Raw genomic sequence first — 22,112 nt, forward strand, 5'->3', positions numbered from 1 at the left:
GTTTTGTAATCAATATACCATTTCCATTTCAAAAAATAACGTGATATACTAGTTTTGTAATCATATCATGTTTATATTTCAAAAAGGAGAGGGCGAAATGATCCAAATTGAGAAGTTGACGAAACGGTTTGACCAGACGCACGGTATTTTCGACGTCTCGTTCCGTGTCGAGCCCGGCACCGTTTTTGGCTTCATCGGTCCGAACGGGGCCGGGAAGTCGACGACGATTCGTCATTTGATGGGACTGCTCCACGCCGACTCAGGGAAAGCGACCGTGATGGGGCATGACTGCTGGAAGGAGACCGAGACGGTGAAGGCGCTCGTCGGCTATTTGCCAGGTGAGATCAACTATCCGCAAGACATGACCGGGGAAGAAGTCATTCGTCTGACGAGACGCCTTCACGTGACGAGTGCGGAGCGGGAGCGTCAATTGCTCGACGTGTTCGCTTTCGATACGGGTTTGAAAGTCCGGAAGATGTCGAAAGGGATGAAGCAAAAACTCGCCATCGTCACGTGTTTCATGAAAGACGTTCCTGTGTATGTCCTCGACGAGCCGACGAGCGGGCTCGACCCGCTCATGCAAGAGCGTCTCGTCGACTGGGTGCTCGCTGAAAAAGCAGCCGGGAAAGCGATTTTGATGAGCTCGCACCACTTCCCGGAAATGGAGAAGACGTGTGACCGGGCCGCCCTCATCCGCGACGGCCGGATGATCATCGAAGAAGAGATGGCGGAGCTGAAACGGCGAAGCAAAAAGACGTATCGCATCGGCATGAAAGACGAGGCGGCGGCGATCAAATTGAGCGAACAGATCGGGACACGTGAACAGACATTCGTCACGGTGTCGTTATCGACGTCAGAAGAGTTGAACGGCTTGATCGAGCTGCTCGCCCGTCACGACATCGCGTCTTTGACGAGCGGCACCGACGAACTCGAGCACATGTTCATGCAATATTACGGGGAGGCGACTTAAATGGTACTCGTATCGTCACTGTTCAAGCAAAATCGGGGTTGGATATTAGGTTACGCGCTCGGGACGAGTGTGTACTTGTTCTTCTTGGCGGCCATCTTCCCATCGATTCAAGAGACCGGCCTGATCGAAGGGAAGCTCGATTCACTACCGCCAGAGCTGCTCGACGTGTTCAAGATCGACCCGAATCTCGCGATGGACAACGTCATCAACCTGCTCGCCGGGAACTATTATGGGCTCATCTTCTACGTGCTCGCCATCTTGTTCGCGTTGACGTTTGCGTCAAGGCTCATGGCCAAACCGGTCGACTCGGGCGAGGTCATGCTCTACATGGCGGCCCCAATCTCAAGAAGCGGCTACGTGACGGCGAGTATCGCCTTGCTGGTCATCGCGACCGTCTTGTTCGTCGGGTTGAACGGGCTCAGCCTCATGCTCGCGAACGTGTTGTTCGACTTAAACATCGATAGCGGTCTGTTGTGGACGTTGCAACTCAACGCCGGTCTCATCTTGCTCGTCCTCGGGTCGCTCGCTTACGTGCTCGCGAGCCTGTTCGATGACAGCACCCGGTCGTACATGGTCACAGGCGGCATCTTTTCAATCTTCTTGATTGCCAACATCTTCTCAGGCTTCAGCAATCAACTCGACTGGTTGCGAAACCTGTCGATCTTCTCTCTATTTGACGCAAACGCATTGATTCAAGGCGATTCGGTTTGGTTGTCGTTGTTTTGGCTGACAGCGCTGAACGTGTTGATCATCGTCTCCTGCTATGGCTGGTTCACACGGAAAGACTTGACGATTTAGTTTTTCGGAATAAGATGTCGGGTATGTTACAATCAGCTCGACAGATTAGAAAGGGGAATGATTTATGCAACTCGCAACGTTACGAAACGGCGTTCAAATCCCGATGATCGGATTTGGCGTCTGGCAAGTAGACAATGAGACCGAGGCGCCGCAAGCTGTCGCCGAGGCGTTGAAAGTCGGGTACCGTCACATCGATACGGCGGCCGTCTATAAAAACGAAGAAGGCGTCGCCAAAGGGATTATGACTTCAGGCGTCAACCGCGCCGACATCTTTTTGACGTCGAAGATTTGGAACGAGGACATCCGTCAAGGACGGACGAAGGATGCGTTCGACGAGTCGCTCGCTCGCCTCGAGACCGACTATTTGGACTTGTGCCTGCTTCACTGGCCGGTCGACGGTTTCGTCGCCGCTTGGAAAGATCTTGTCGACTTGTATGAGGCCGGAAAAATCAAAGCGATCGGCGTCTCGAACTTCAAAGAGCATCATCTTGAAGCGTTGAAAGAAGCGGGTCTGATGACGCCACTCATCAACCAAGTCGAACTTCATCCGCAACTCCCGCAACCGGACCTCGTCGAGTACTGCCAAGATGAAGGTATTCAAATCGAGGCGTGGAGCCCGCTCATGCAAGGAAAATTCCTCGATGTCCCGGTGTTTGCCGAAATCGCTGACAAGTATGGGAAGACACCGGCTCAAGTCGTCCTCCGTTGGCACTTAGAGACAGGGAACGTCGCCTTGCCGAAATCGGTCACACCACACCGGATCGAAGAAAACTTCAACGTCTTCGACTTCACACTCGATGCTGACGATATGGCGAAAATCGATGCGGTCGCGACACATGAACGCATCGGTCCAGACCCTGACACTATTGAATTTTAAACCGATTGAGACTCATTATTTGAGTCTCTTTTTCATTTCGCTTGTGTATGAGCAGAGACACACGGGTATAGAATACTATGTTAATAAAGGAGGTGTCAGGTCTTCTTCGGAAGATCCTATTTATGGACTTGTCAAAATGGCCTTTAGTCAACTGGCTGGCGTTTTTAGCGACAGTCGTCATCAACTACTTCGCGAGCGGTGATAACGCTGCCGTGTCAGACCGGATCGATATTTATTTCAAACCGGCTGGATACGCTTTCTCGATTTGGGGACTCATTTACGTCGCGCTCGCAGTATGGCTCGTACTCCAATTGAAGAAAGGGTCGGTCGCGAACCGACAGGCTAACCGGATGAAGGCAGGCTTCCTCGTGTCGTGTATTTTGAACGGTCTTTGGCTGCTCGCGTTCACAAACGAGTGGTTCATCGCCTCGCTCGTCGTCATGGCGGCGTTTTTAGCGACGCTCGCTTGGTTGTATTACATCGCCTTCCGCACGTCGACGAGCTGGCTTGACCGTTTCCCATTCTCGGTTTACCTCGGTTGGGTGTCGGTCGCGACGATCGTTAACGTCTTCATCGTCATGAAGACGGAACGGATTACGACGTTGCTCGGCTTAGATGAGTTGGCATGGACGTCACTCATGCTCATGGTCGGGGTCGTCCTCGCTTTGGTGTTTATGTGGTGGCACCGCGACTTCATCTACCCGCTCGTCTTCGCCTGGGCGTATGTGGGCATCTTCGCCCGAATCGACAACGGGACGCTTTACGTCGTCCTCGTGAGCGCGCTCATCGTGCTCGCGCTCGGTTACGTCGGCTTGATCATTTGGAAACGGCCGCGTTCGTTTTTGCATCACTCCAGAAAAACAGTATGACAAGCAAAAAGATAGCCTAAACGGGCTATCTTTTTCTTTGGGTATAACAAGTTCTGATGAACCTATACATAAATATATTTGATGGATAAATATTCATTATGGATTATAAGTTGTTTTTAAAAATCCCTTGATATCAAATATGTATCCGCTTTCAAAAAATATTCATTCCGTTACCGTTATGCAAAAATTCATTCAACATACTTGATTTTTCAGAATATTTAGAACAAAATAAAATTTACGAACAAGATGGATAGAGAGGGGCTGATTCGATGGAGCGAACAAGTTTGTACGATCCACGATTCGAAAAAGATGCATGCGGTATTGGGTTATATGTCAATTTAATGGGAGAAACAAAGCACGATATCGTCAGCAAATCGCTATCGATGCTCTGTAAGCTCGAACATAGAGGTGGGCAAGGCGTCATCGACGCTGGTGACGGGGCCGGCATCATGACCGAGTTGCCACACGAGTTATTCACTCAGACGATGAACTTGCCAGCGCCGGGGGGCTATGCGGTCGGCATGGTGTTCTTCCAACCGAACGAGACAAAGTTGCGCGACAAGCAACAACAAATGGAGCGACTCGCCGATGAACTCGATTTCGCGACAATCGCCTGGCGGGAAGTACCGGTCGACAGTTTGGCGATCGGTGAACACGCTCGGGTGACACAACCGACGATTTATCAATGGTTCGTGTCGTGCCCGTTCGCGGACTACGATTCAAACGAACGCTCGCTCTATCAGCTTCGCCGGATGATCGAGAAAACAGACGAATTAAACCTTTATCTTCCGAGCCTGTCGACGAAGACGATCGTTTATAAAGGGATGTTGACGCCGATCCAGATTGAGCGGTTTTATCTCGATCTGCAATCGCCGGCTTATAAGAGCACGTTCGGGATCGTCCATTCACGGTTCTCGACGAACACGTTCCCGTCATGGGAGCGGGCCCATCCGAACCGGATGATCGTGCATAACGGTGAGATCAACACGTTACGCGGGAACATCGATGCGATGCGTGCCCGCGAAGGTGTGACCTCGACCGACCTGTTCGATGATGTGAACGAACTGTTCCCCGTGCTCCAAGAAACGGGCAGTGACTCCTCGATGCTCGACAACGCGTTCGAGTTCTTCACTCGGACCGGTCGTTCGATCGCACACACGGCGATGATGCTCATCCCTGAGCCGTTCGCCGAAGTATCGATGGATCCGTTCAAAAAAGACTTTTATCAGTACCATTCGTCGATTATGGAGCCGTGGGACGGACCGACGGGCGTCGTCTTCACGGACGGGCGTCAAATCGGGGCAATCTTGGACCGGAACGGCTTGCGGCCGATGCGTTATATCGAGACGATGGACGGGGAACTCATCCTGTCGTCTGAGAGCGGGGTCATCCCGGTCCATGCGGAGAACGTCAAGACGAAGCAGCGTCTCCGTCCCGGGCAGCTCCTCCTCATCGACTTGGAATCGAAACGTCTCATTCCAGACGCAGAGATCAAACAGACGATCGCCCGGGCCGAACCGTACGGGAAATGGTTGAAGCAGATGACGACGATTGCGGACCAGCCTGTGAATGAACCGGTCGTCGAACAGGTGCACCGTAAACAACGGGCGTTCGGATACACGAAAGAGGATATCGAGCAATATCTCGTGCCGCTCATCCTCGAGAAAAAAGATCCGATCGGCTCGATGGGCCATGACCAACCGGTCGCGGTCTTATCAGAGCGACCGCGGTCGCTGTTCCATTACTTTAAGCAACACTTCGCCCAAGTGACAAACCCTCCGATCGACGCGTTGCGCGAGAAAATCGTCACGGCGACGTTCACTTGGCTCGGTCCTCAAGCGAATCCGGTTCATACCGGTCGGGGACACGCCCGCCGCGTCTGGCTCGAACATCCGATCATTGACGCGGCGACAGTCGAGGCGGTGAAGTTGAAAATGAACGTCGTCCGCATCACGACAACGTATGAAACAGACCTCGAACGTTCACTCGAGTCATTGTTTGAACGTGTCGATGCGGCCGTCCGAGATGGGGCTGAAGTCATCGTCTTGTCTGACCGTGACATGTCCGAGTCATCGCTCGCGATGCCGGCCCTGCTCGTCATGAGCGCGGTCCATCAACATTTGATTCGGTCGAACTTACGGGCGTCATGCAGTCTCATCGCTGAAAGCGGAGAAGTGAGAGAAGTGCACCAAGCCGCCGCTTTGATCGGATACGGGGCCGATGCGGTCTATCCGTATTTAGTGTACGCGACGATCGCCGAAGCGGTAGAAGCCGGATTGATTTCGTTCTCGGTCGAAGAAGCGATCCGCCGCTATCAAACGGCTGCAGTCGATGGAATCGTCAAAATTATGTCGAAGATGGGGATCTCGACCGTGCAAAGTTACCGGGGAGCACAAATTTTTGAGGCGGTCGGCATCGACCGCGCATTGATCGACCGTCATTTCCGCGGGACGACGTCACAACTGTCCGGGATCGGGTTCAAGGAGCTCGAAGCAGAATCACGGCGTCAGCACGAATCGGCATTTAGCCGTGACCGTCCACTTGAAGCGGGAGCAGATTTCCAGTGGCGAGCCGACGGAGAAGAGCACGCCTTTAACCCTAAGTCGATTCACTTGTTGCAACGGGCATGCCGCGAGAACGAACGCCGTTACTATGACGCTTACGTCAAACAGCATGAAGCATCCGGTCAATTTTTAAGACAGTTGTTCGACTTTAAATCGCAAGAGCCTATCCCGATCGACGAGGTCGAATCGGTCGCCTCGATCGTCAGCCGTTTCAAGACGGGCGCGATGTCGTTCGGCTCCCTGTCGAAAGAGGCACATGAGACGCTCGCCATCGCCATGAACCGGATCGGCGGGAAGAGCAACTCAGGTGAAGGCGGCGAAAACCGTAACCGCTTCACTCCTGACGCGGACGGGAACGAGCGCATCAGTCGGATCAAACAAGTGGCAAGTGGACGATTTGGTGTCACGGCCGAATATTTGTATCATGCCGATGAGATCCAAATCAAGATGGCGCAAGGTGCGAAACCAGGGGAAGGTGGGCAGTTGCCGGGCAATAAAGTCTACCCGTGGGTCGCCGAAGTGCGCGGCTCAGTCCCGGGTGTCGGGCTCATCTCGCCGCCACCGCACCATGACATCTACTCGATCGAAGACTTGGCCCAGTTGATCTTTGACTTGAAGCACGTCAATCCGAAAGCAAAAGTGAGCGTCAAGCTCGTCTCGAAATCCGGTGTCGGAACGATTGCGGCCGGCGTCGCCAAAGCGAACGCCGACACGATCGTCATCAGCGGCTACGATGGCGGGACAGGGGCTTCGCCTCGGACGTCGATTAAGCATACGGGTCTTCCTTGGGAGCTCGGATTGCTTGAGACACACCAGACGCTCGCATTGAACGGACTTCGCGGTCGCGTCACGCTCGAGACGGACGGCAAGCTCATGACCGGACGCGATATCGTCCTCGCCGCCATCTTTGGGGCGGAGGAATACGCGTTCGCGACGGCACCGCTCGTCGTGCTCGGCTGTATCATGATGCGGGCCTGTCATCTGGACACGTGTCCGGTCGGCGTCGCGACACAAGACCCGGCGCTTCGCCAAAAGTTCATGGGTAAACCGGAACACGTCGTCAATCTTATGACGTTCCTCGCCGAAGAAGTGCGCGAAATACTCGCCTCGCTCGGCGCGAAGACGATCGGTGAGGTCATCGGCCGAACGGACTTGCTAGAAGAGAGCGCCTGGAAACAGGAGCACGCGAAAGCGAAAATGCTCGATTTGACACCGATGTTATCGGTCCCGACAGCGTTACCGGGGAAGGAAGAGTTAGCTCATCCGGCTTTTCAGTCGTACGACCATCGAAAATTGATCCCAGCCGTATCGCGTTCGATCAAATCGCTTCAACCGACGTTCTTCGTCGGGCGGGTCCGCAATACGGACCGGGCCGTCGGGACGATGCTCGGCTACGAAGTGACGAAAGTTCACGGCAACATCGGTTTGGCTGAAGATACGATCTCACTCCGACTGAGCGGATCGGCCGGACAAAGTTTAGGCGCATTTCTTCCTCATGGCATCACAATCTCTGTGATCGGGGATGCGAACGATTATGTCGGAAAAGGGTTGAGCGGCGGGAAACTCGCGGTCATCGCTGAGAAACATGCCCCGTTCGACGAGAGCGAACAAATCATCGCCGGCAACGTCTGCTTGTACGGGGCGACATCGGGGATGGCATTTTTCAACGGACACACGGGGGAACGGTTCGCGGTCCGAAACTCAGGTGCCGTCACCGTCACTGAAGGCGTCGGGGATCACGGGTGTGAATATATGACCGGTGGGACGGTCGTCGTCCTAGGAACGGTCGGCCGCAACTTCGCGGCCGGGATGTCCGGAGGTGTCGCCTTCCTATACGGTGACCAAGACTATGACCAACTCGTCAACACGGAACTCGTAGCGGTCGAACGCGAGTTGACCGATGAGGACACAGAACAGATTTACACGCTGCTCGAGATGCATCAATTCCACACGGATAGTGTGAAAGCGAGTCGTATCCTCGAGTCGTTCGATGACGAGCGGAAGCGCTTCGTCAAAATCGTACCTCGCGATTATGCGAACGTACTTGACGTCATGCGTCAAATTGAAGCCACTCGTCCGGAACTGAACGAGGCAGACCGTGCCCTCGAACTGTTCCGGGTCGTGACTGAAGGAGGCGTAGTATGAGACATAAATTTATCGATATCCCACGTGAGACGCTCCCTGAGCGTACAGTGCTCGAGCGGATACGTGACTATGATGAATATGCATCCCGGATGGACGATGAACCGATCGTCAAGCAGGCCGAGCGCTGCATGGACTGCGGGACCCCGTTTTGTCACGTCGGTGACATGATCGGGCAAGAGACGATCGGGTGCCCGATCCACAACTTGATTCCGGAATGGAACAAGCTCGTCTCGGACCAAGACTGGTATCGTGCCTACGAGCGGTTGATGGAGACGAACAACTTCCCAGAGTTCACGGGCCGCGTTTGTCCGGCCCCATGTGAAGGGTCGTGTACGCTCGGCATCAGCGAAGACCCGGTCGCCATCAAATCGATCGAACGGACGATCATCGACCGCGCCTTTGAAGAAGGGTGGGTCCAGCCGCGCCTCGTCCAGATGCGGACCGGACGCTCGGTCGCCATCATCGGCAGTGGTCCGGCGGGTCTCGCTGCGGCGGACCAGTTGAATCAAATCGGTCATCACGTCACTGTGTATGAAAAAGCTGACGAGGCGGGCGGGTTGTTGTTTTACGGGATCCCAAACATGAAGCTTGATAAAGACGTCGTCCGGCGCCGGATTCACTTGCTGGCGGCGGAAGGAATCCGCTTTAAGACAGGTGTCAACGTCGGTGTTGATGTGACGGTCGAGTCACTCCGCCACAAGTTTGATGCCGTCATCCTCGCGACGGGGGCGCAGAAACAGCGGACGCTCGGAATCGAAGGGGACGATGCGACCGGCGTCGAACCGGCGATGGACTATTTGACCGAGTCGACACGGGTGCTCGGCGGAAAAATGATCGACGCACAGTATGACGCGGCCGGGAAAGACGTCATCGTCATCGGTGGCGGTGACACCGGGGCCGATTGTGTCGCCACAGCGATCCGGCAAGGTGCGAAATCGGTCACACAGTTCGGCAAACACCCGGAAAAAGGCATGTTCCGGGCGCCAGAACGTCCGTGGCCACTTCAACCAGACACGCTTTCGGTCGATTATGCTTACGCCGAGGCGATCGAACGTTATGAGCATGACCCGAGAACGTATTTGATCCGCTCGAACCGAGTTATTAGCCAAGACGGTCGCGTCGCCGGCATCGAGACGGAACGGATGGAAAAGATCGTCAAACCGGACGGACACGCGACGTTCTTCGTCGTCGAAGATTCAGTTAAGACGTATCCGGCCGACCTCGTCCTCGTCGCCATCGGTTTTGAACGTCCTGAATCCGAATTGCGCAAACTTGGCGTCGAAGCGAAGCAAGACTACGTTTCGAACGTGGACGGCGTCTTCGTCGCCGGGGACGCGAGACGCGGACAAAGCTTGATCGTCTGGGCGATCCGCGAAGGGCGAGAAGTCGCCGAAACGGTCGACGCTTACTTGGAGGCTTGTCAATCTCGTCTAAAAACTTCATCATAAAAAGGAGCGACGATTTCGTCGCTCCTTTTTAGATTGATCAATAGGAGGAGTCAGAGATGCTAACAGAAGTCCTCATGTATACGGGTTTTTGGTTTTTACTCGTGCTCGTCTTGCTCGGCACGATTTACACGCGGCGTAACCGGAAGTGATTACAGCACCATTGCGGCGATCAAACCGAAGACGATGAGCGGGATGTTGTAGTGGAGGAACGTCGGCCAGACCGTCTCACGCAAGTGGTCGTGTTGCCCGTCCGCGTTCAAACCGCTCGTCGGTCCGAGCGTCGAATCACTCGCCGGGCTACCGGCGTCACCGAGTGCTCCGGCCGTTCCGATGATGGCGATCGTCGCCTCGACCGAGAAACCGTACTGGATACATAACGGCACGAAGATGGCGGCGATGATCGGTATGGTCGAAAAGCTCGAGCCGATACCGAGTGTGATGACGAGACCGACGAGGAGCATGACGAGGGCGGCCAGGAACTGCGAGTCACCCATCAAGTTGCTTGCTCCGCTCACGAGCGGTTCAATCGCACCCGTTTCACGGATGACGGCGGCGAATCCGCTCGCAGCGATCATGACGAAACCGATGAAGGCCATCATGCGCATGCCGCTCGTAAAGATATCGTCCGCTTCTGACCAAGGGATGAGACGGAAGAGCGTCAACAGGATCAAACCGGTCACGGCCGAAGCGATCATCGATTCGGTCTGCAATTGAACGACCAAGACGACCAAGACGACGATCGCCGTCAACCAAATCTTCATGTTGCTCAACGTGCGGACCTCATAGTCGCTCGGACCGAGTTGGATCGTTTCATACGACCGCGGTTTCCGGTAGTGGAAGAAAGCGGTGATGAGTCCGACGAGCATACCGAGTGCCGGGATGGCCATGATGCTGACGATATTGACGTCACCGACGGCCATCCCGTTCGTCTCGACGTTCGGGAGCAAAATCTCGTTCAAGTAGATGCCGCCGAAGCCGACCGGTAGCAACATGTACGGTGTGACAAGCCCGAACGTGAGGATCGTCGCGACGAGCCGGCGATCGAGTTTCAACTCATTGAACAAGACGAGTAACGGCGGTACGACGATCGGAATGAAGGCGATGTGGATCGGTAAGACGTTCTGTGAGCTGATAGCGAGTAAGAGCAGCAGCGACAGCAGTAACGCTTTGACGCGACCGACACTCTTGCCGGTCACATCACGGCCAGACATGCTGATCAACCGTTCAGCCAGGACGTCAGGAAGGCCGGTCTTTGACAAGCCGACAGCGAACGCGCCGAGCAGGGCGTAGCTGAGGGCGATCGTGGCACCGCCACCAAGCCCGTCGCTGAAAGCGGTCAACGTGTCGTTGAAACCGAGTCCTCCGACAAGTCCACCGACGATGGCGGCGAGGATGAGCGATAAGACGATATGGACACGACTGATCGCGAGAGCAAATAAGACAATGACAGCTAATAATACAGCATTCATGAGTTCCAACACCTTTCGAATCATAAGTTCTTTCTCTTGTTATCGCTTTAATACGATAAAGACTTTTGAAATTTAACATACGTTTTATGACTTGTCAAATCATGAAAACAAAAAAAGCGACAACTTCGAAAAGTTATCGCTTCTTCATCATAGTTCGACGTTATGGTACACCTGACGAACGTCTTCTAAGTCTTCGAGTACGTCGAGTAGTTTCTCGAATTGCTCTTTCGACGCTTCGTCGAGTTCGACTTCGTTTTGCGGTAGCATCGTCAGCTCGGCGACTTCGAACGTCTCCACACCCGCCGCTTTGAACGCGGTCTGGACGGCATGGAATTCTTCCGGCTCGGCATAGACGATGACCGTCTCGTCTTCTTCGATGACGTCACGGACATCGAGGTCGTGCTCCATCATGAGTTCGAGCACGTCGTCTGCTGTCATCCCGCCGACACCGATGACGGCCGTCGCATCGAACATATACGCGACCGACCCGCTGACTCCCATGTTACCACCGTTCTTGCCGAACGCGGCCCGAACTTCAGAGGCGGTCCGGTTGACGTTGTTCGTGAGCGTGTCGACGATGAGCATCGACCCGCTCGGCCCAAAGCCCTCATAGCGGAGTTCGTCGAAGTTCTCTTCGTCGCCGCCTTTCGCTTTGTCGATGGCCCGGTCGATGATCGCTTTCGGGACGTTATACGTCTTCGCGCGCTCGACGACGAACTTGAGCGATTGGTTCAATTCCGGATCAGGTTCACCTTGGCGGGCGACGATGTAGATCTCGCGGCCGAACTTCGCGTAGATACGACTCGTATTGGCGTCTTTAGACGCCTTTTTCTCTTTAATGTTGTTCCATTTACGACCCATTACGTGTCATCTCACTTTCCATTGTTCGATAGATTCACTGTCGATTATATAAGAAGAAGCGAGCGTTGACGAGAGAAAATCATCCCTCGCTCTTGTCCATCTTCTCAACGATCTCGGTCAGCGTCTTTAAACTGTCGATCAAGCGGTCGGTCTCATCCTCATCGAGGAACGCTAACCGATCCTCGAACAGGCGCCGAAACGAGTCGCGCCGCTCGAGGAGCACGCGCTCTCCTTGGTCGGTCAATTGGTTCCAGATGACACGGCGGTCGCGCTCGTCAGGGACACGTGTAATATACCCTTCGTCGACGAGCTTCGTGATGAGCGGCGTCACGTTCGGCGGGGCAATCGATAACGTCTCACTAATTTGTCCGTTCGTGACCGCGCCTTCATCCTCGATCAACATCAGTAGATGAAAGTGAGAGAAGTTCAAGTTCGGGATTTGCGGGAGGTCGGAGCGGCGGAGCAGTTTTCTTCTGATTAACGGGATCAGTTTCACAAACTGATCGGCTGCATCTTGTCTTGGCATAGTCATAGTCACTTCCTAGTCAGGTTCTTTCTTCATTATACACGACCACAGGCGGGGTGGACGAGCAATCATCGGACTGTGAGCATTTACACACCGATTCCGCCAAACTAATGACACAAACAATGTAAGCGTTTACATATGGATCTGTCCTTGTTTTCATGAAAACGCATACGATTTTACTGAGCTGATCTGTAAAAATCAAGACCTATCCTCAAACAGCAAAAAAATATTGTGAAAGAGTTCACATTGTTGTCACGCACAAATTGAATGAAACGGTGTATTCTATGAATGTGAAGGAAAGCACAAACTCTTATCAGGCAAACCGATTATCCCGTGCTCTCCATCAAGTCAGAAGATCAGCTCTCATTCATGAGGAGGAAACCAACATGGCAGTTAAAGAGAAAGCAGTAGTGGAAACATCAGCAGAACAGATGGTCGACACGCTCGTCAAGCAAGCGCACACGGCACTCGACACGTTGATGACGTTTGACCAAGAGAAAATCGACACGATCGTCCAAGCGATGGCGTTAGCCGGACTCGAGCAACACGTCGCACTCGCTAAACATGCATTTGAAGAAACAGGTCGCGGTGTGTTTGAAGACAAGATGATCAAAAACATCTTTGCGACAGAATATATTTTCAACTCACTTCGCGGTGAGAAAACAGTCGGCGTCATCGAAGACGATGAGCAAAACGGCATCACATACATCGCCGAGCCGGTCGGTGTCGTCGCCGGGGTCACACCGGTCACGAACCCGACATCAACGACGATGTTCAAAGCGATCATCGCCATCAAAACACGTAACCCGATCATTTTCGGCTTCCACCCGTCAGCACAACAATGTTCAAGTGCAGCGGCCCGCGTCCTTCGTGACGCAGCGATCGCAGCAGGTGCACCGGAACATTTGATCCAATGGGTCGAAAAACCGTCACTCGACGCGACGAAAGCACTCATGAACCACCCAGGCGTGGCCATGGTACTCGCAACAGGCGGCGCGGCAATGGTGAAGTCGGCTTACTCGACAGGTAAACCAGCGCTCGGCGTCGGACCTGGTAACGTCCCGGCTTATATCGACAAGACAGCGAAAGTAAAACGCGCCATCTCGGACGTCATCTTATCGAAAACGTTCGATAACGGCATGATTTGTGCGTCAGAACAAGCGATCATCGTCGACCAAGAAGTATATGAAGACGTGAAACGTGAAATGACAGCGCTCGGCTGCTACTTCTGCTCACCAGAAGAAAAAGCCAAACTCGAAACACTCGTCATCAAGACAGACACATGTGCGGTCAACCCTGAGATCGTCGGGAAACCGGCAGCATGGATCGCCGAGAAAGCTGGACTCAGCGTCCCGGCCGACACGAAAATCTTGATCGCTGAACTCGAGACAGTCGGCGCAACAGAACTGCTCTCACACGAGAAGCTCAGCCCGGTGCTCGGCGCTTATAAAGTTCAATCACGAGAAGAAGGCTTCGCGATCGCTGAGAAAATGCTTGAAATCGGTGGTCTCGGTCATACGGCCGCAATTCACTCGACAGACGACGACGCGATCCTCGCGTTCGGACTTCGCATGAAAGCTTGCCGCATCATCGTCAACTCGCCAACGGCACACGGCGGTATCGGTGACCTTTACAACGAAATGACACCATCACTCACACTCGGTTGTGGGTCGTACGGTAAAAACTCCGTCTCTGAGAACGTGACGGCGAAACATCTACTCAACGTGAAAAAGGTGGCGAGACGTCGCGTGAATATGCAATGGTTTAAAGTCCCTGAAAAAATTTACTTCGAGAAAAACTCGGTTCAATACTTGCAGTCGCTCACGTCAAAAAAACGAGCAATGATCGTCACGGACGAAATGATGGTCAAACTCGGATTTGCTGACAAAGTCATCAAAAACTTGCCGGCTGGTGTTGACTACCGCATCTTCGACCAAGTCGAACCAGATCCATCGGTCGAGACGGTCATGGCCGGTGCTGAAGCGATGCGCCAATTCCAACCAGACATGATCATCGCCCTTGGTGGTGGTTCACCGATGGATGCTGCGAAAGGGATGTGGCTCTTCTACGAACGTCCAGAAGAGAAGTTCTCAAACCTTCGCCAGAAGTTCATGGATATCCGCAAACGGACGTACAAGTTCCCGACGCTCGGCAACAAGTCGATGTTCGTCGCGATCCCGACGACGTCAGGTACAGGTTCAGAAGTGACACCGTTCACGGTCATCACTGATAAAAAACGGAACGTCAAATACCCGATCGCCGACTACGCGATCACACCAGACGTCGCCATCATCGACCCTGAGTTCGTTATGACGGTACCGGCTTCAATCACGGCTGACACAGGAATGGACGTCTTGACACACGCGATCGAAGCGTACGTATCGGTCATGGCGAACGACTATACAGACGGACTGGCCCTCCGTTCGATGAAGATGATCTTCGACTACCTCCCGAAAGCTTACGAAAACGGAAGCGACGCTGAAGCTCGTCAAAAAGTGCACAACGCCTCAACGATGGCCGGTATGGCGTTCGCGAACGCGTTCCTCGGAATCAACCACTCGATCGCGCACAAAATCGGTGGCGAGTTCCACGTGCCGCACGGTCGGACGAACGCGATCCTCATGCCGCACGTCATCCGCTACAACGCGACACGCCCATCAAAACTCGCGGCGTTCCCGAAATATGAGTCATTCATCGCTGACGAGCGCTACGCTGAAATCGCACGCTTCCTCGGACTCCCGGCGAAGACGACTGAAGAAGGCGTCGAGTCACTCGTCCAAGCGATCATCGAACTCGGACAGCGCTTGAACATCAAACTCTCGTTCAAAGCACAAGGCATCAAGAAAGCGGACCTTGATGCGAAGATCGACAAAATGGCGGTCGATGCGTTCGAAGACCAATGTACGACGGCGAACCCGAAAATGCCGCTCGTCGAAGAATTGAAAGAAATCATGTACGCAGCGTACGAAGGCGTCTAATCAAAAAAAGGCGATCACTCCAACGAGTGGTCGCCTTTTGTCATGCAATTAAGGAAAGTCCCATGAACAGGAGGATGACGGATAAAGCGATGACGTTGAACCAGACGACAAACTTGATCGCGATCTCAGCCCACGCTTTATTTCTCAGCCCAAAATAAAGCAAGAATGCATAAAAAACTAGACCGCCGACGAGTCGGTACGGAGAGGATGCGTCAAAACCAATGTCGTATGCATGTTGTACTGTATTGAGCAAGGCGAGGAGGAGGAAAGCGCACAGGTAGCGCTTTTTCTTTATTTGTTGATTCGGATTGTAAACATTATTCATAGATTGCACCAACCGTCTTTTGGTTTTCGTATTTCTATCTTTCGACTTTGTAATATCTTTTCACTATACCATTTTTATGAAAGGTGAGATGGCGAAAACAGACAATTTCGTCTCCTGCGTTCATTCATCGCCAACGAGAGCGACCGTGTGAGACTGAAGCAAAGAAAAGCTAACCAAACCCCATGATTCCCGATGGAGGGGACGAGCAAGAAGGCCACAATCGTAAACACGATAAACGCATAGATGAGTGAGTTACGGACGGGCCGAGCGTCTCCGATGCCGGCAAAGACACCTTCATACAACATGGCCAAACCACCGATGAACGGATACAAAATAATCCACATATAATACGTCTCAATCGTCGAGCGGAGCGCTATATCTTCCGTGAAGAGGTGAATGATTCCATCCTGTGCCACTGACAGTAGTACGGTGATAATAACCGTTGACCACAAAATAAACCGAGAGCCGATCTGAACCGTGAGTCGATAGGTTTCATTCGATTTTTGCCCGATTGCGCGCCCAATCAATACGGTGGAAGCTTGACCGATGCCGCTGAACCAATAAGCGATCACATACTGCAATTGAAACAAGATGGCATTCGCACTCAATGCCTCGACGCCTTGTTTGGCTCCAAGTGCAGTGAACGAGCCCGTCATGAGAAGTAAGAAGACGGTACGGATGAACAAGTCACGGTTGACGGTCAAATAAGTAATATAAGCGCCCGTGTTCATCAAATCGCGGCTTATCTGTGCGGAAAACGTGATACGGCTTTGTACGAACAGCCAACCCAATCCAAACGTCATCACTTCTGACAAACTCGTCGCAAAAGCAATCCCGGCAACCGGATCGTAAAACACGTGGATAAACCAAACGTCTAAGATGATGTTCATCAGGTTGCCACCGACTTGGATGACTAAGGCGGTGCGCACGCTCCCATGCCCAATCAGCCAGCCGAGTAGGACGTACGTACCAAGCGCGAATGGAGCGGCGTAAAGTCGCGTCGTAATATAAGTCCGAACGGAGTCGGCCATGGATGCATCCGTTACAAGTAGATGAATGGCGGTTTCGCGAATCGGGATCAGGAACAAGAGAAAACTTGTTCCAACAACAAACGCGATGACGAGCGGCCGGAACAAACTCATTTGAACGCGTGTTGCATCTTGTTTCCCGAGTGCTTGCGCTGTGAATCCGCTCGTACTAATCTTTAGAAAGCCGAACAGCCAATAAAGGGTGTTAAAGACGACCGCACCGACGGCGACTGCACCAATCGCGGTCAATTCGTCCGTGTTCGCGATTACAATCGTATCGACGACACCAAGCAGCGGCGTTGAGAAACCGGCGAGCACGAGCGGGTAAGCGATGAGCCAAAATGATTTAGTCGACACCATGCAAGAACCGACCCTTCTCGACGAAGGCGTCGCGCAATGCAATCGTGTACGGATGGCGCGAGTCATCAAACAATTCATTGCCGTTGAAAGAGTCCACGATCGTCCCTTCGGACAAGACAAGGATACGGTCACACAGTTTCGATACGACCGATAAATCGTGGGAGATGATTAAAAATGCCATCGACTGGTCGCGATGATAGGACTTTAGCATGTCGACGATGTGATGTTGCGTGATGGTGTCCAGTGCTGTCGTTGCCTCATCGAGAAGAATGAGTTGAGGATTCAGGCTAAGAGACCTGGCGATGGCGGCACGTTGTTTTTGCCCTCCGCTCAATTCACGAGGATACGAGGCCATGCATGTGTGCGGAAGTTGAACGATGTCAAACAAGTGTTCTAACTTGGCCCGTTCATCGTACGGTTCAATCAAACGAAAATGACGAAGCGGCTCCAAGATGGAATCTGCGAGCGTCCATCTCGGGTTGAACGATTCGGCGCTGTCTTGAAACACAGCTTGAATGCGTTGCCTCATCTGTGTGACTTCCCGACATGAAGCGGTCTGCCAAGACAGATCACATAGCTGAATCTGTCCTGCGTCAACCAGCTCAAGTCCGAGTATACAGCGAGACAAGGTGCTCTTTCCGCTACCGCTCGTCCCAATCAAGCCGACCGATTCGCCAGCCTGAACCGTGAACGTGACGTTACATAATACAGAGTGGCTACCATAGTTTTTCGAGACTTTTTCAACGTGTAATAACATGTTCGAGTCGTTCCTCTCGTTTTAAAATCGGTGCCGCTTGAAGCAAAGACTTGGTATACGGGTTCTCCGAGGCGATCAGGTGCTCACGATTTCCCGCGTCAACGATGCGCCCATCTTTCATGACGAGGATGTGATCGGCATAGGTCATCGCTTCGGCTAAATCGTGAGTGACCCACAGCATGCTCGATGTTTGACCGATCATCGACTTCAACCATTCGGTCACTTGCCGAGCCGTCAGCACGTCGAGCGCATTCGTGATCTCGTCCGCGATGATGAGTGTTGGTTGAAGAATGCTCGCAAGTAATAAGCAAAACCGCTGAAGTTGACCACCGCTCAGTTCGAGTGGATAGCGATTGAGGAGTTCTTCCGATAAATGAATCTCGGCCATGGAGGAGCGGATACGGTCTTTGTCGTATGCCTCGTCATGACTTTCGAACAAGTCCCGAATATGCTCATCCATCGTCAAAAATGGTGCGAACGACGTCGTGTAATGTTGTGGGATGTATCCAATCTCGCACCCATAAATGGAACACGTTTTACTGGCATCCCCAATCTCTTGGTCGTTCCAATAAATTGTACCTGTCGTCTGAAGCGTGTTGGGAAGCATCTGCAAAATCGATTTGACGAGAAGTGATTTGCCGCTTCCGCTCGCGCCGACGAGACAGACCCACTCATTTCGTTCGATGGCGAATGAGACGTCTTGTAAAAGTGGACGTTCGTCATGCTTGATAGAAAGTTGATCAATGACTAACATTACGTTGCCTCCTAACGCTTAAACTTGAAAATGACGTGTCAGTTTTGTCGAGAGTCTCGTCGACCCGATAATGGTTAACACGATACAGAACGCCGGCCAAAAAACGAGCGCCGGATTCGTTGCAAGGTAATGTCGTCCTTCACTGATCATCCCCCCCCATTCTGGTAACGGTAATTGAACACCTAGTCCAATGAAGGAGAAGGCGGAAATCAAGAGGATGACTTTTCCAAGGTCAAGACTCATGACGACAAGAATGTGCGGACAGACGGCAGGAAGGACGTGCCGGAGTGCGATTTTCGGTTTCGAAAGACCGTTCACGCGCGCAGCGAGGACGTGTCCCTTCGTGCTCTCTTGCAGGACGAGCGTGTGTACGAGTCGTGTATAGGACGTCCACTTAATCAAACTGATGGCGAGCACAAGGCTTTGAATGCTCGGACCTAGGACTCCAGCGAGGACGATGGCGAGCACCGTATCGGGAAAGATGATGGTCGCATCTGTCACTTTTGTGACGATTCGCTCCAATTTGCGATAGACGAACCCGCTGATCGTCCCAAGAATGATGCCGACCGTCGCTGTGATGAGAATGATGACGGTACTTAAACCGACCGTGATCCCGCCTGCAAGAAGGAGTCGTGACAAGACGTCTCGCCCTAGGTGATCGGTGCCGAGCAGATGATGCAGCGATGGTGAGGCAAGTCGATTCGTCACGTTCGTCGCGAACGGGTCGACCATCGATGTCAATGCATACATCACGACGAAGATTGCCAAACCGCTTATGATGAATCGGCGCTGTTTCATCGGGACACATCCTTTCGATAGAGGTGAGGCTGCAGTAAACGTAACATCACGTTGGTCACGAGATTGATACTGACGACTAAACAAGTCGTAAAGACGAGATACCCTTGCAAGACGGGGAAATCACGGCGTAAAACAGAATCCACCATCAGTTTGCCGACCCCGGGATAAGCGAATAACACTTCGAGCACGACGACTCCTCCCATGAGGCTCGCCACGCTCACGCCGAACATCGAGATGACAGGGGGCAAGGCGGCCCGGGCGATATAGCGCGTCAGTAACTTTTTTGAACGGATTCCCCGAACTTTTGCTATCACGACGTAATCAGCCGCCATCACGTCGAGTAATGTCGAGCGGATGAGCCGGATATAGACGCCGCCAACGGCAATGCCTAACGTCAAAGACGGTAAGGCGAGGCTGTCCCAGCCGTTTCGTCCCATTACAGGGAACCATTGGAGTGACACGGCGAATACATACATCAAAAACAAGCCGATTAAAAAACTAGGGACCGATGACCCGACAATCGACAATCCGGTTGCTAGCTTGGAAAAGACAGACATTGGTCGGAAAGCGCTGATGGTACCGAGCGGGACGGCGAGCACAATCGCCACGAGGAGACCTCCGGCCGCGAGTTCGAACGTCGCGGCATAGTTGTTTTTAAACAATTGTGTCACAGGCTGACCGGTGATGAGTGAATCGCCTAAGTTTAATCGAACGATTTCAGAGAGCCAATTCACGTATTGGACCCATACCGGATCCGTGAAGCCAAGCTCCTCGCGGAGGCGGTCAATCTCGGCGACATCGACTTGCAGTTCGTCGACCTTCAATAAGTATAGGACGGGATCTCCCGGGACGAGTCGGAGAAGCAAAAAACTGAAAAAAGTGAAGACTAGAAAAGCTAGTCCCCACTCAAGCGATTTACGTGCCACGAATCGCGTCATATCACAACACATCCAAATCTTTTGTGATCATATAGTATTCGCTCTTTTCAGTGACCCACCCATGCACGTTGTCTTTCAAAGCAACATTCGTCGAAGGGTGGACTAAAAATGAGTTGATGACACGTTCATCGACATATTGCGCAATTTCTTCGGTCATTCGGTCGCGTTCAGCACGGTCGACCGTCTGATTCAAGCGGTCGATTTTCTGCGTCAATGTCGCATCTTCTACGCCACTGAAATTCAACGCGCCGTTCGGATGGAACGTGGCGTTCAAGTAGTAGCCGCCGTCCCCACGTGGTGCGGTCAAATTGCTATACGTCGCAAGGTCCCAGTCTCGTTCGGCGGCCATATATTCTTCCGGTGTGTCAATCATTTGAATATCGATTTCTATCCCGACTTGCTTCGCATCCGATTGAATCAACTGTGCGATGAGTGGTAAGTCAGGTCGTGAGCTATACGTCAACAGATTGAGCCGAACCGGCTCACCGTCTTTCATCAACACGCCGTTGACTTGCTCGTAACCGTCTTGTTTGACCAGGTCCAGGACATCTTGTCCCTCGTCAGAAGGGTAGGACGGGGCGAACGGGAAAGACGGTAAGAATGGACCGACAGCAGGTGTGGCATAGCCATTCAAAATGCCGTCCACGATTTGTTCGCGATTGATGAGCGAGTCAATCAGGCGGCGCATCGCGAGTGACTGCATATGTTCACGTTCAAGGTTCATCGTCAACTGATGGACACGGAACGTCTCCGCCTTGTCGACGACGAACCCGTCCTGCTCCAACGTGTCGATCATCTCGATTTCTGGACGATAGACGATGTCTGCTTCGCCAGACCGGAGCGCCATCGTGCGCGACCCCGGGTCTTCGTTGAACGTGAACGTGACCGTATCGAGTTTCGGTTGACCGTCCCAGTATGCATCATGCCGTTCAAGTTGGATGTTCGAGCCGGGTTGGAACGACGTCACTTGATAAGGGCCGGTCCCGACAGGTATTTGATCGATGGCATCATCTGCAGTGACGTCAATGATGGATGTGTTCGGATGGACGAGTTCATTGACGAGTTCTGGATAAGGGACGGTCGTCTCGATTAGGAGGCTCGATGCTTCCGCTGTAATCGATTCGATGCGTAACGCGCTGCGGATCCCTGTATTCTCTTCGAGAGAACGGTCGAGTGAACGTTTGACGGCCTGCGTGTCGAGCGGTTTCCCGTTATGGAACGTCACGTCTTCTCGTATGTAAACGCGCCACGTCGTTTCGTTCACTTGTTCGAACGATTGTGCGAGCCAGGGGTCGACCGATAACGTCTCATCGTTCAATTTAAAAAGCGTCTCTGTCACACCGGCCCGGAGCGGAACGTAACTTGAATCGCGGTGGGGGTCTAGCGACTGAGTTGAGAAGTTATAGACGAAATGTAAATGCCGATCGTCTTGATTGGAATCGTTGCAAGCCGTTAAAAAAAATAGAGCGATAGTACATATGAGCGGAACTACATATTTCATAGAGATGACATCCTTCTTTCAAATTGTAATGATTACGAATTACATCATAGCGTAATCATTACAATGTATCAACTGGTGAATTTTATGTTTAAATTAACAGGTAACACTGGTGGTGATTGAATGGTTATGTGTTGTTAAATATATTT

The 22,112-nt window shown here is 52.6% G+C and carries 17 protein-coding genes; 7 read left to right on the top strand and 10 right to left on the bottom strand.

The features are described from left to right. Positions 1 to 97: 97 nt before the first annotated feature. From EVJ29_RS09275 to EVJ29_RS09300, 6 genes are all read left to right on the top strand, one after another. A complete protein-coding gene (locus EVJ29_RS09275; RefSeq protein ID WP_201740699.1) occupies positions 98 to 970 on the top strand; it encodes an ABC transporter ATP-binding protein in 873 nt (290 codons plus the stop codon). After that, the gene (locus tag EVJ29_RS09280) at positions 971 to 1,768 is read left to right on the top strand and encodes an ABC transporter permease subunit (RefSeq protein WP_131505005.1); all 798 of its coding nucleotides are present in this window, start codon (positions 971 to 973) and stop codon (positions 1,766 to 1,768) included. 64 nt (positions 1,769 to 1,832) lie between these two features. Continuing rightward, positions 1,833 to 2,645 (top strand): aldo/keto reductase, encoded by an 813-nt coding sequence (locus EVJ29_RS09285; protein WP_131465142.1) that lies wholly within the window; start codon positions 1,833 to 1,835, stop codon positions 2,643 to 2,645. A 122-nt stretch (positions 2,646 to 2,767) separates the two neighbouring features. Continuing rightward, entirely contained in the window at positions 2,768 to 3,514 is a 747-nt protein-coding gene (locus EVJ29_RS09290; RefSeq protein WP_131440548.1) for a TspO/MBR family protein, read from the top strand. Positions 3,515 to 3,783: 269 nt separating this feature from the next. Next, complete coding sequence (gene gltB / locus EVJ29_RS09295) at positions 3,784 to 8,223, top strand: glutamate synthase large subunit (RefSeq protein ID WP_131505006.1); 4,440 nt, start codon at positions 3,784 to 3,786, stop codon at positions 8,221 to 8,223. Beyond that, positions 8,220 to 9,671: a glutamate synthase subunit beta gene (locus EVJ29_RS09300; protein WP_131443846.1), complete on the top strand. Its 1,452-nt coding sequence runs from the start codon at positions 8,220 to 8,222 to the stop codon at positions 9,669 to 9,671. Before gltB ends, EVJ29_RS09300 begins: the two co-directional genes overlap by 4 nt. A gap of 149 nt (positions 9,672 to 9,820) precedes the next feature. On the opposite strand, the gene EVJ29_RS09305 is transcribed toward EVJ29_RS09300, so the two are convergent. From EVJ29_RS09305 to EVJ29_RS09315, 3 genes are all read right to left on the bottom strand, one after another. Continuing rightward, positions 9,821 to 11,140: a Na+/H+ antiporter family protein gene (locus EVJ29_RS09305; protein ID WP_131443845.1), complete on the bottom strand. Its 1,320-nt coding sequence runs from the start codon at positions 11,138 to 11,140 to the stop codon at positions 9,821 to 9,823. A 147-nt stretch (positions 11,141 to 11,287) separates the two neighbouring features. Further along, positions 11,288 to 12,001 carry a YebC/PmpR family DNA-binding transcriptional regulator gene (locus tag EVJ29_RS09310; protein ID WP_070327338.1) on the bottom strand — a complete coding sequence of 238 codons (714 nt, stop codon included), beginning with the start codon at positions 11,999 to 12,001 and terminating at the stop codon, positions 11,288 to 11,290. A 79-nt stretch (positions 12,002 to 12,080) separates the two neighbouring features. Then, positions 12,081 to 12,527, bottom strand: coding sequence for a MarR family winged helix-turn-helix transcriptional regulator (locus tag EVJ29_RS09315; protein WP_070327337.1), 447 nt, complete (start codon positions 12,525 to 12,527; stop codon positions 12,081 to 12,083). A 386-nt stretch (positions 12,528 to 12,913) separates the two neighbouring features. Between EVJ29_RS09315 and adhE the strand changes: the two genes are divergently transcribed. Continuing rightward, positions 12,914 to 15,505 (top strand): bifunctional acetaldehyde-CoA/alcohol dehydrogenase, encoded by a 2,592-nt coding sequence (adhE, locus tag EVJ29_RS09320; protein ID WP_070327336.1) that lies wholly within the window; start codon positions 12,914 to 12,916, stop codon positions 15,503 to 15,505. 40 nt (positions 15,506 to 15,545) lie between these two features. Here adhE and EVJ29_RS09325 read toward each other — a convergent pair whose 3' ends face one another. The 7 genes from EVJ29_RS09325 to nikA all read right to left on the bottom strand — a co-directional run bounded on the left by EVJ29_RS09325 (position 15,546) and on the right by nikA (position 21,966). Then, on the bottom strand, positions 15,546 to 15,830 hold the full coding sequence (locus EVJ29_RS09325) for a hypothetical protein (protein ID WP_141737213.1): 285 nt from the start codon (positions 15,828 to 15,830) through the stop codon (positions 15,546 to 15,548). A 74-nt stretch (positions 15,831 to 15,904) separates the two neighbouring features. Then, on the bottom strand, positions 15,905 to 17,218 hold the full coding sequence (locus EVJ29_RS09330) for an MATE family efflux transporter (protein ID WP_161567344.1): 1,314 nt from the start codon (positions 17,216 to 17,218) through the stop codon (positions 15,905 to 15,907). Beyond that, the gene (locus EVJ29_RS09335; RefSeq protein WP_131505008.1) at positions 17,205 to 17,975 is read right to left on the bottom strand and encodes an ABC transporter ATP-binding protein; all 771 of its coding nucleotides are present in this window, start codon (positions 17,973 to 17,975) and stop codon (positions 17,205 to 17,207) included. Before EVJ29_RS09335 ends, EVJ29_RS09330 begins: the two co-directional genes overlap by 14 nt. Next, positions 17,959 to 18,729: an ABC transporter ATP-binding protein gene (locus tag EVJ29_RS09340; RefSeq protein ID WP_131505009.1), complete on the bottom strand. Its 771-nt coding sequence runs from the start codon at positions 18,727 to 18,729 to the stop codon at positions 17,959 to 17,961. The genes EVJ29_RS09335 and EVJ29_RS09340 overlap by 17 nt, the downstream gene beginning before the upstream one ends. A gap of 18 nt (positions 18,730 to 18,747) precedes the next feature. Beyond that, positions 18,748 to 19,527, bottom strand: a complete 780-nt coding sequence (locus EVJ29_RS09345; RefSeq protein ID WP_070327333.1) for an ABC transporter permease — start codon at positions 19,525 to 19,527, stop codon at positions 18,748 to 18,750. Then, positions 19,524 to 20,465 carry an ABC transporter permease gene (locus EVJ29_RS09350; protein ID WP_161567031.1) on the bottom strand — a complete coding sequence of 314 codons (942 nt, stop codon included), beginning with the start codon at positions 20,463 to 20,465 and terminating at the stop codon, positions 19,524 to 19,526. Before EVJ29_RS09350 ends, EVJ29_RS09345 begins: the two co-directional genes overlap by 4 nt. A gap of 1 nt (position 20,466) precedes the next feature. Further along, positions 20,467 to 21,966, bottom strand: a complete 1,500-nt coding sequence (nikA, locus tag EVJ29_RS09355) for a nickel ABC transporter substrate-binding protein (RefSeq protein WP_070327331.1) — start codon at positions 21,964 to 21,966, stop codon at positions 20,467 to 20,469. Positions 21,967 to 22,112: the final 146 nt, after the last annotated feature.

This window comes from Exiguobacterium sp. SH4S7, from assembly GCF_004336795.1.
GTDB lineage: Bacteria > Bacillota > Bacilli > Exiguobacteriales > Exiguobacteriaceae > Exiguobacterium > Exiguobacterium aurantiacum_A.

Coding starts and splice junctions, on each gene's coding strand:
- EVJ29_RS09275 (WP_201740699.1), top strand. CDS start 98: ATGATCCAAATTGAGAAGTTGACGAAACGGTTTGACCAGACGCACGGT.
- EVJ29_RS09280 (WP_131505005.1), top strand. CDS start 971: ATGGTACTCGTATCGTCACTGTTCAAGCAAAATCGGGGTTGGATATTA.
- EVJ29_RS09285 (WP_131465142.1), top strand. CDS start 1,833: ATGCAACTCGCAACGTTACGAAACGGCGTTCAAATCCCGATGATCGGA.
- EVJ29_RS09290 (WP_131440548.1), top strand. CDS start 2,768: ATGGACTTGTCAAAATGGCCTTTAGTCAACTGGCTGGCGTTTTTAGCG.
- gltB (WP_131505006.1), top strand. CDS start 3,784: ATGGAGCGAACAAGTTTGTACGATCCACGATTCGAAAAAGATGCATGC.
- EVJ29_RS09300 (WP_131443846.1), top strand. CDS start 8,220: ATGAGACATAAATTTATCGATATCCCACGTGAGACGCTCCCTGAGCGT.
- EVJ29_RS09305 (WP_131443845.1), bottom strand. CDS start 11,140: ATGAATGCTGTATTATTAGCTGTCATTGTCTTATTTGCTCTCGCGATC.
- EVJ29_RS09310 (WP_070327338.1), bottom strand. CDS start 12,001: ATGGGTCGTAAATGGAACAACATTAAAGAGAAAAAGGCGTCTAAAGAC.
- EVJ29_RS09315 (WP_070327337.1), bottom strand. CDS start 12,527: ATGCCAAGACAAGATGCAGCCGATCAGTTTGTGAAACTGATCCCGTTA.
- adhE (WP_070327336.1), top strand. CDS start 12,914: ATGGCAGTTAAAGAGAAAGCAGTAGTGGAAACATCAGCAGAACAGATG.
- EVJ29_RS09325 (WP_141737213.1), bottom strand. CDS start 15,830: ATGAATAATGTTTACAATCCGAATCAACAAATAAAGAAAAAGCGCTAC.
- EVJ29_RS09330 (WP_161567344.1), bottom strand. CDS start 17,218: ATGGTGTCGACTAAATCATTTTGGCTCATCGCTTACCCGCTCGTGCTC.
- EVJ29_RS09335 (WP_131505008.1), bottom strand. CDS start 17,975: ATGTTATTACACGTTGAAAAAGTCTCGAAAAACTATGGTAGCCACTCT.
- EVJ29_RS09340 (WP_131505009.1), bottom strand. CDS start 18,729: ATGTTAGTCATTGATCAACTTTCTATCAAGCATGACGAACGTCCACTT.
- EVJ29_RS09345 (WP_070327333.1), bottom strand. CDS start 19,527: ATGAAACAGCGCCGATTCATCATAAGCGGTTTGGCAATCTTCGTCGTG.
- EVJ29_RS09350 (WP_161567031.1), bottom strand. CDS start 20,465: ATGACGCGATTCGTGGCACGTAAATCGCTTGAGTGGGGACTAGCTTTT.
- nikA (WP_070327331.1), bottom strand. CDS start 21,966: ATGAAATATGTAGTTCCGCTCATATGTACTATCGCTCTATTTTTTTTA.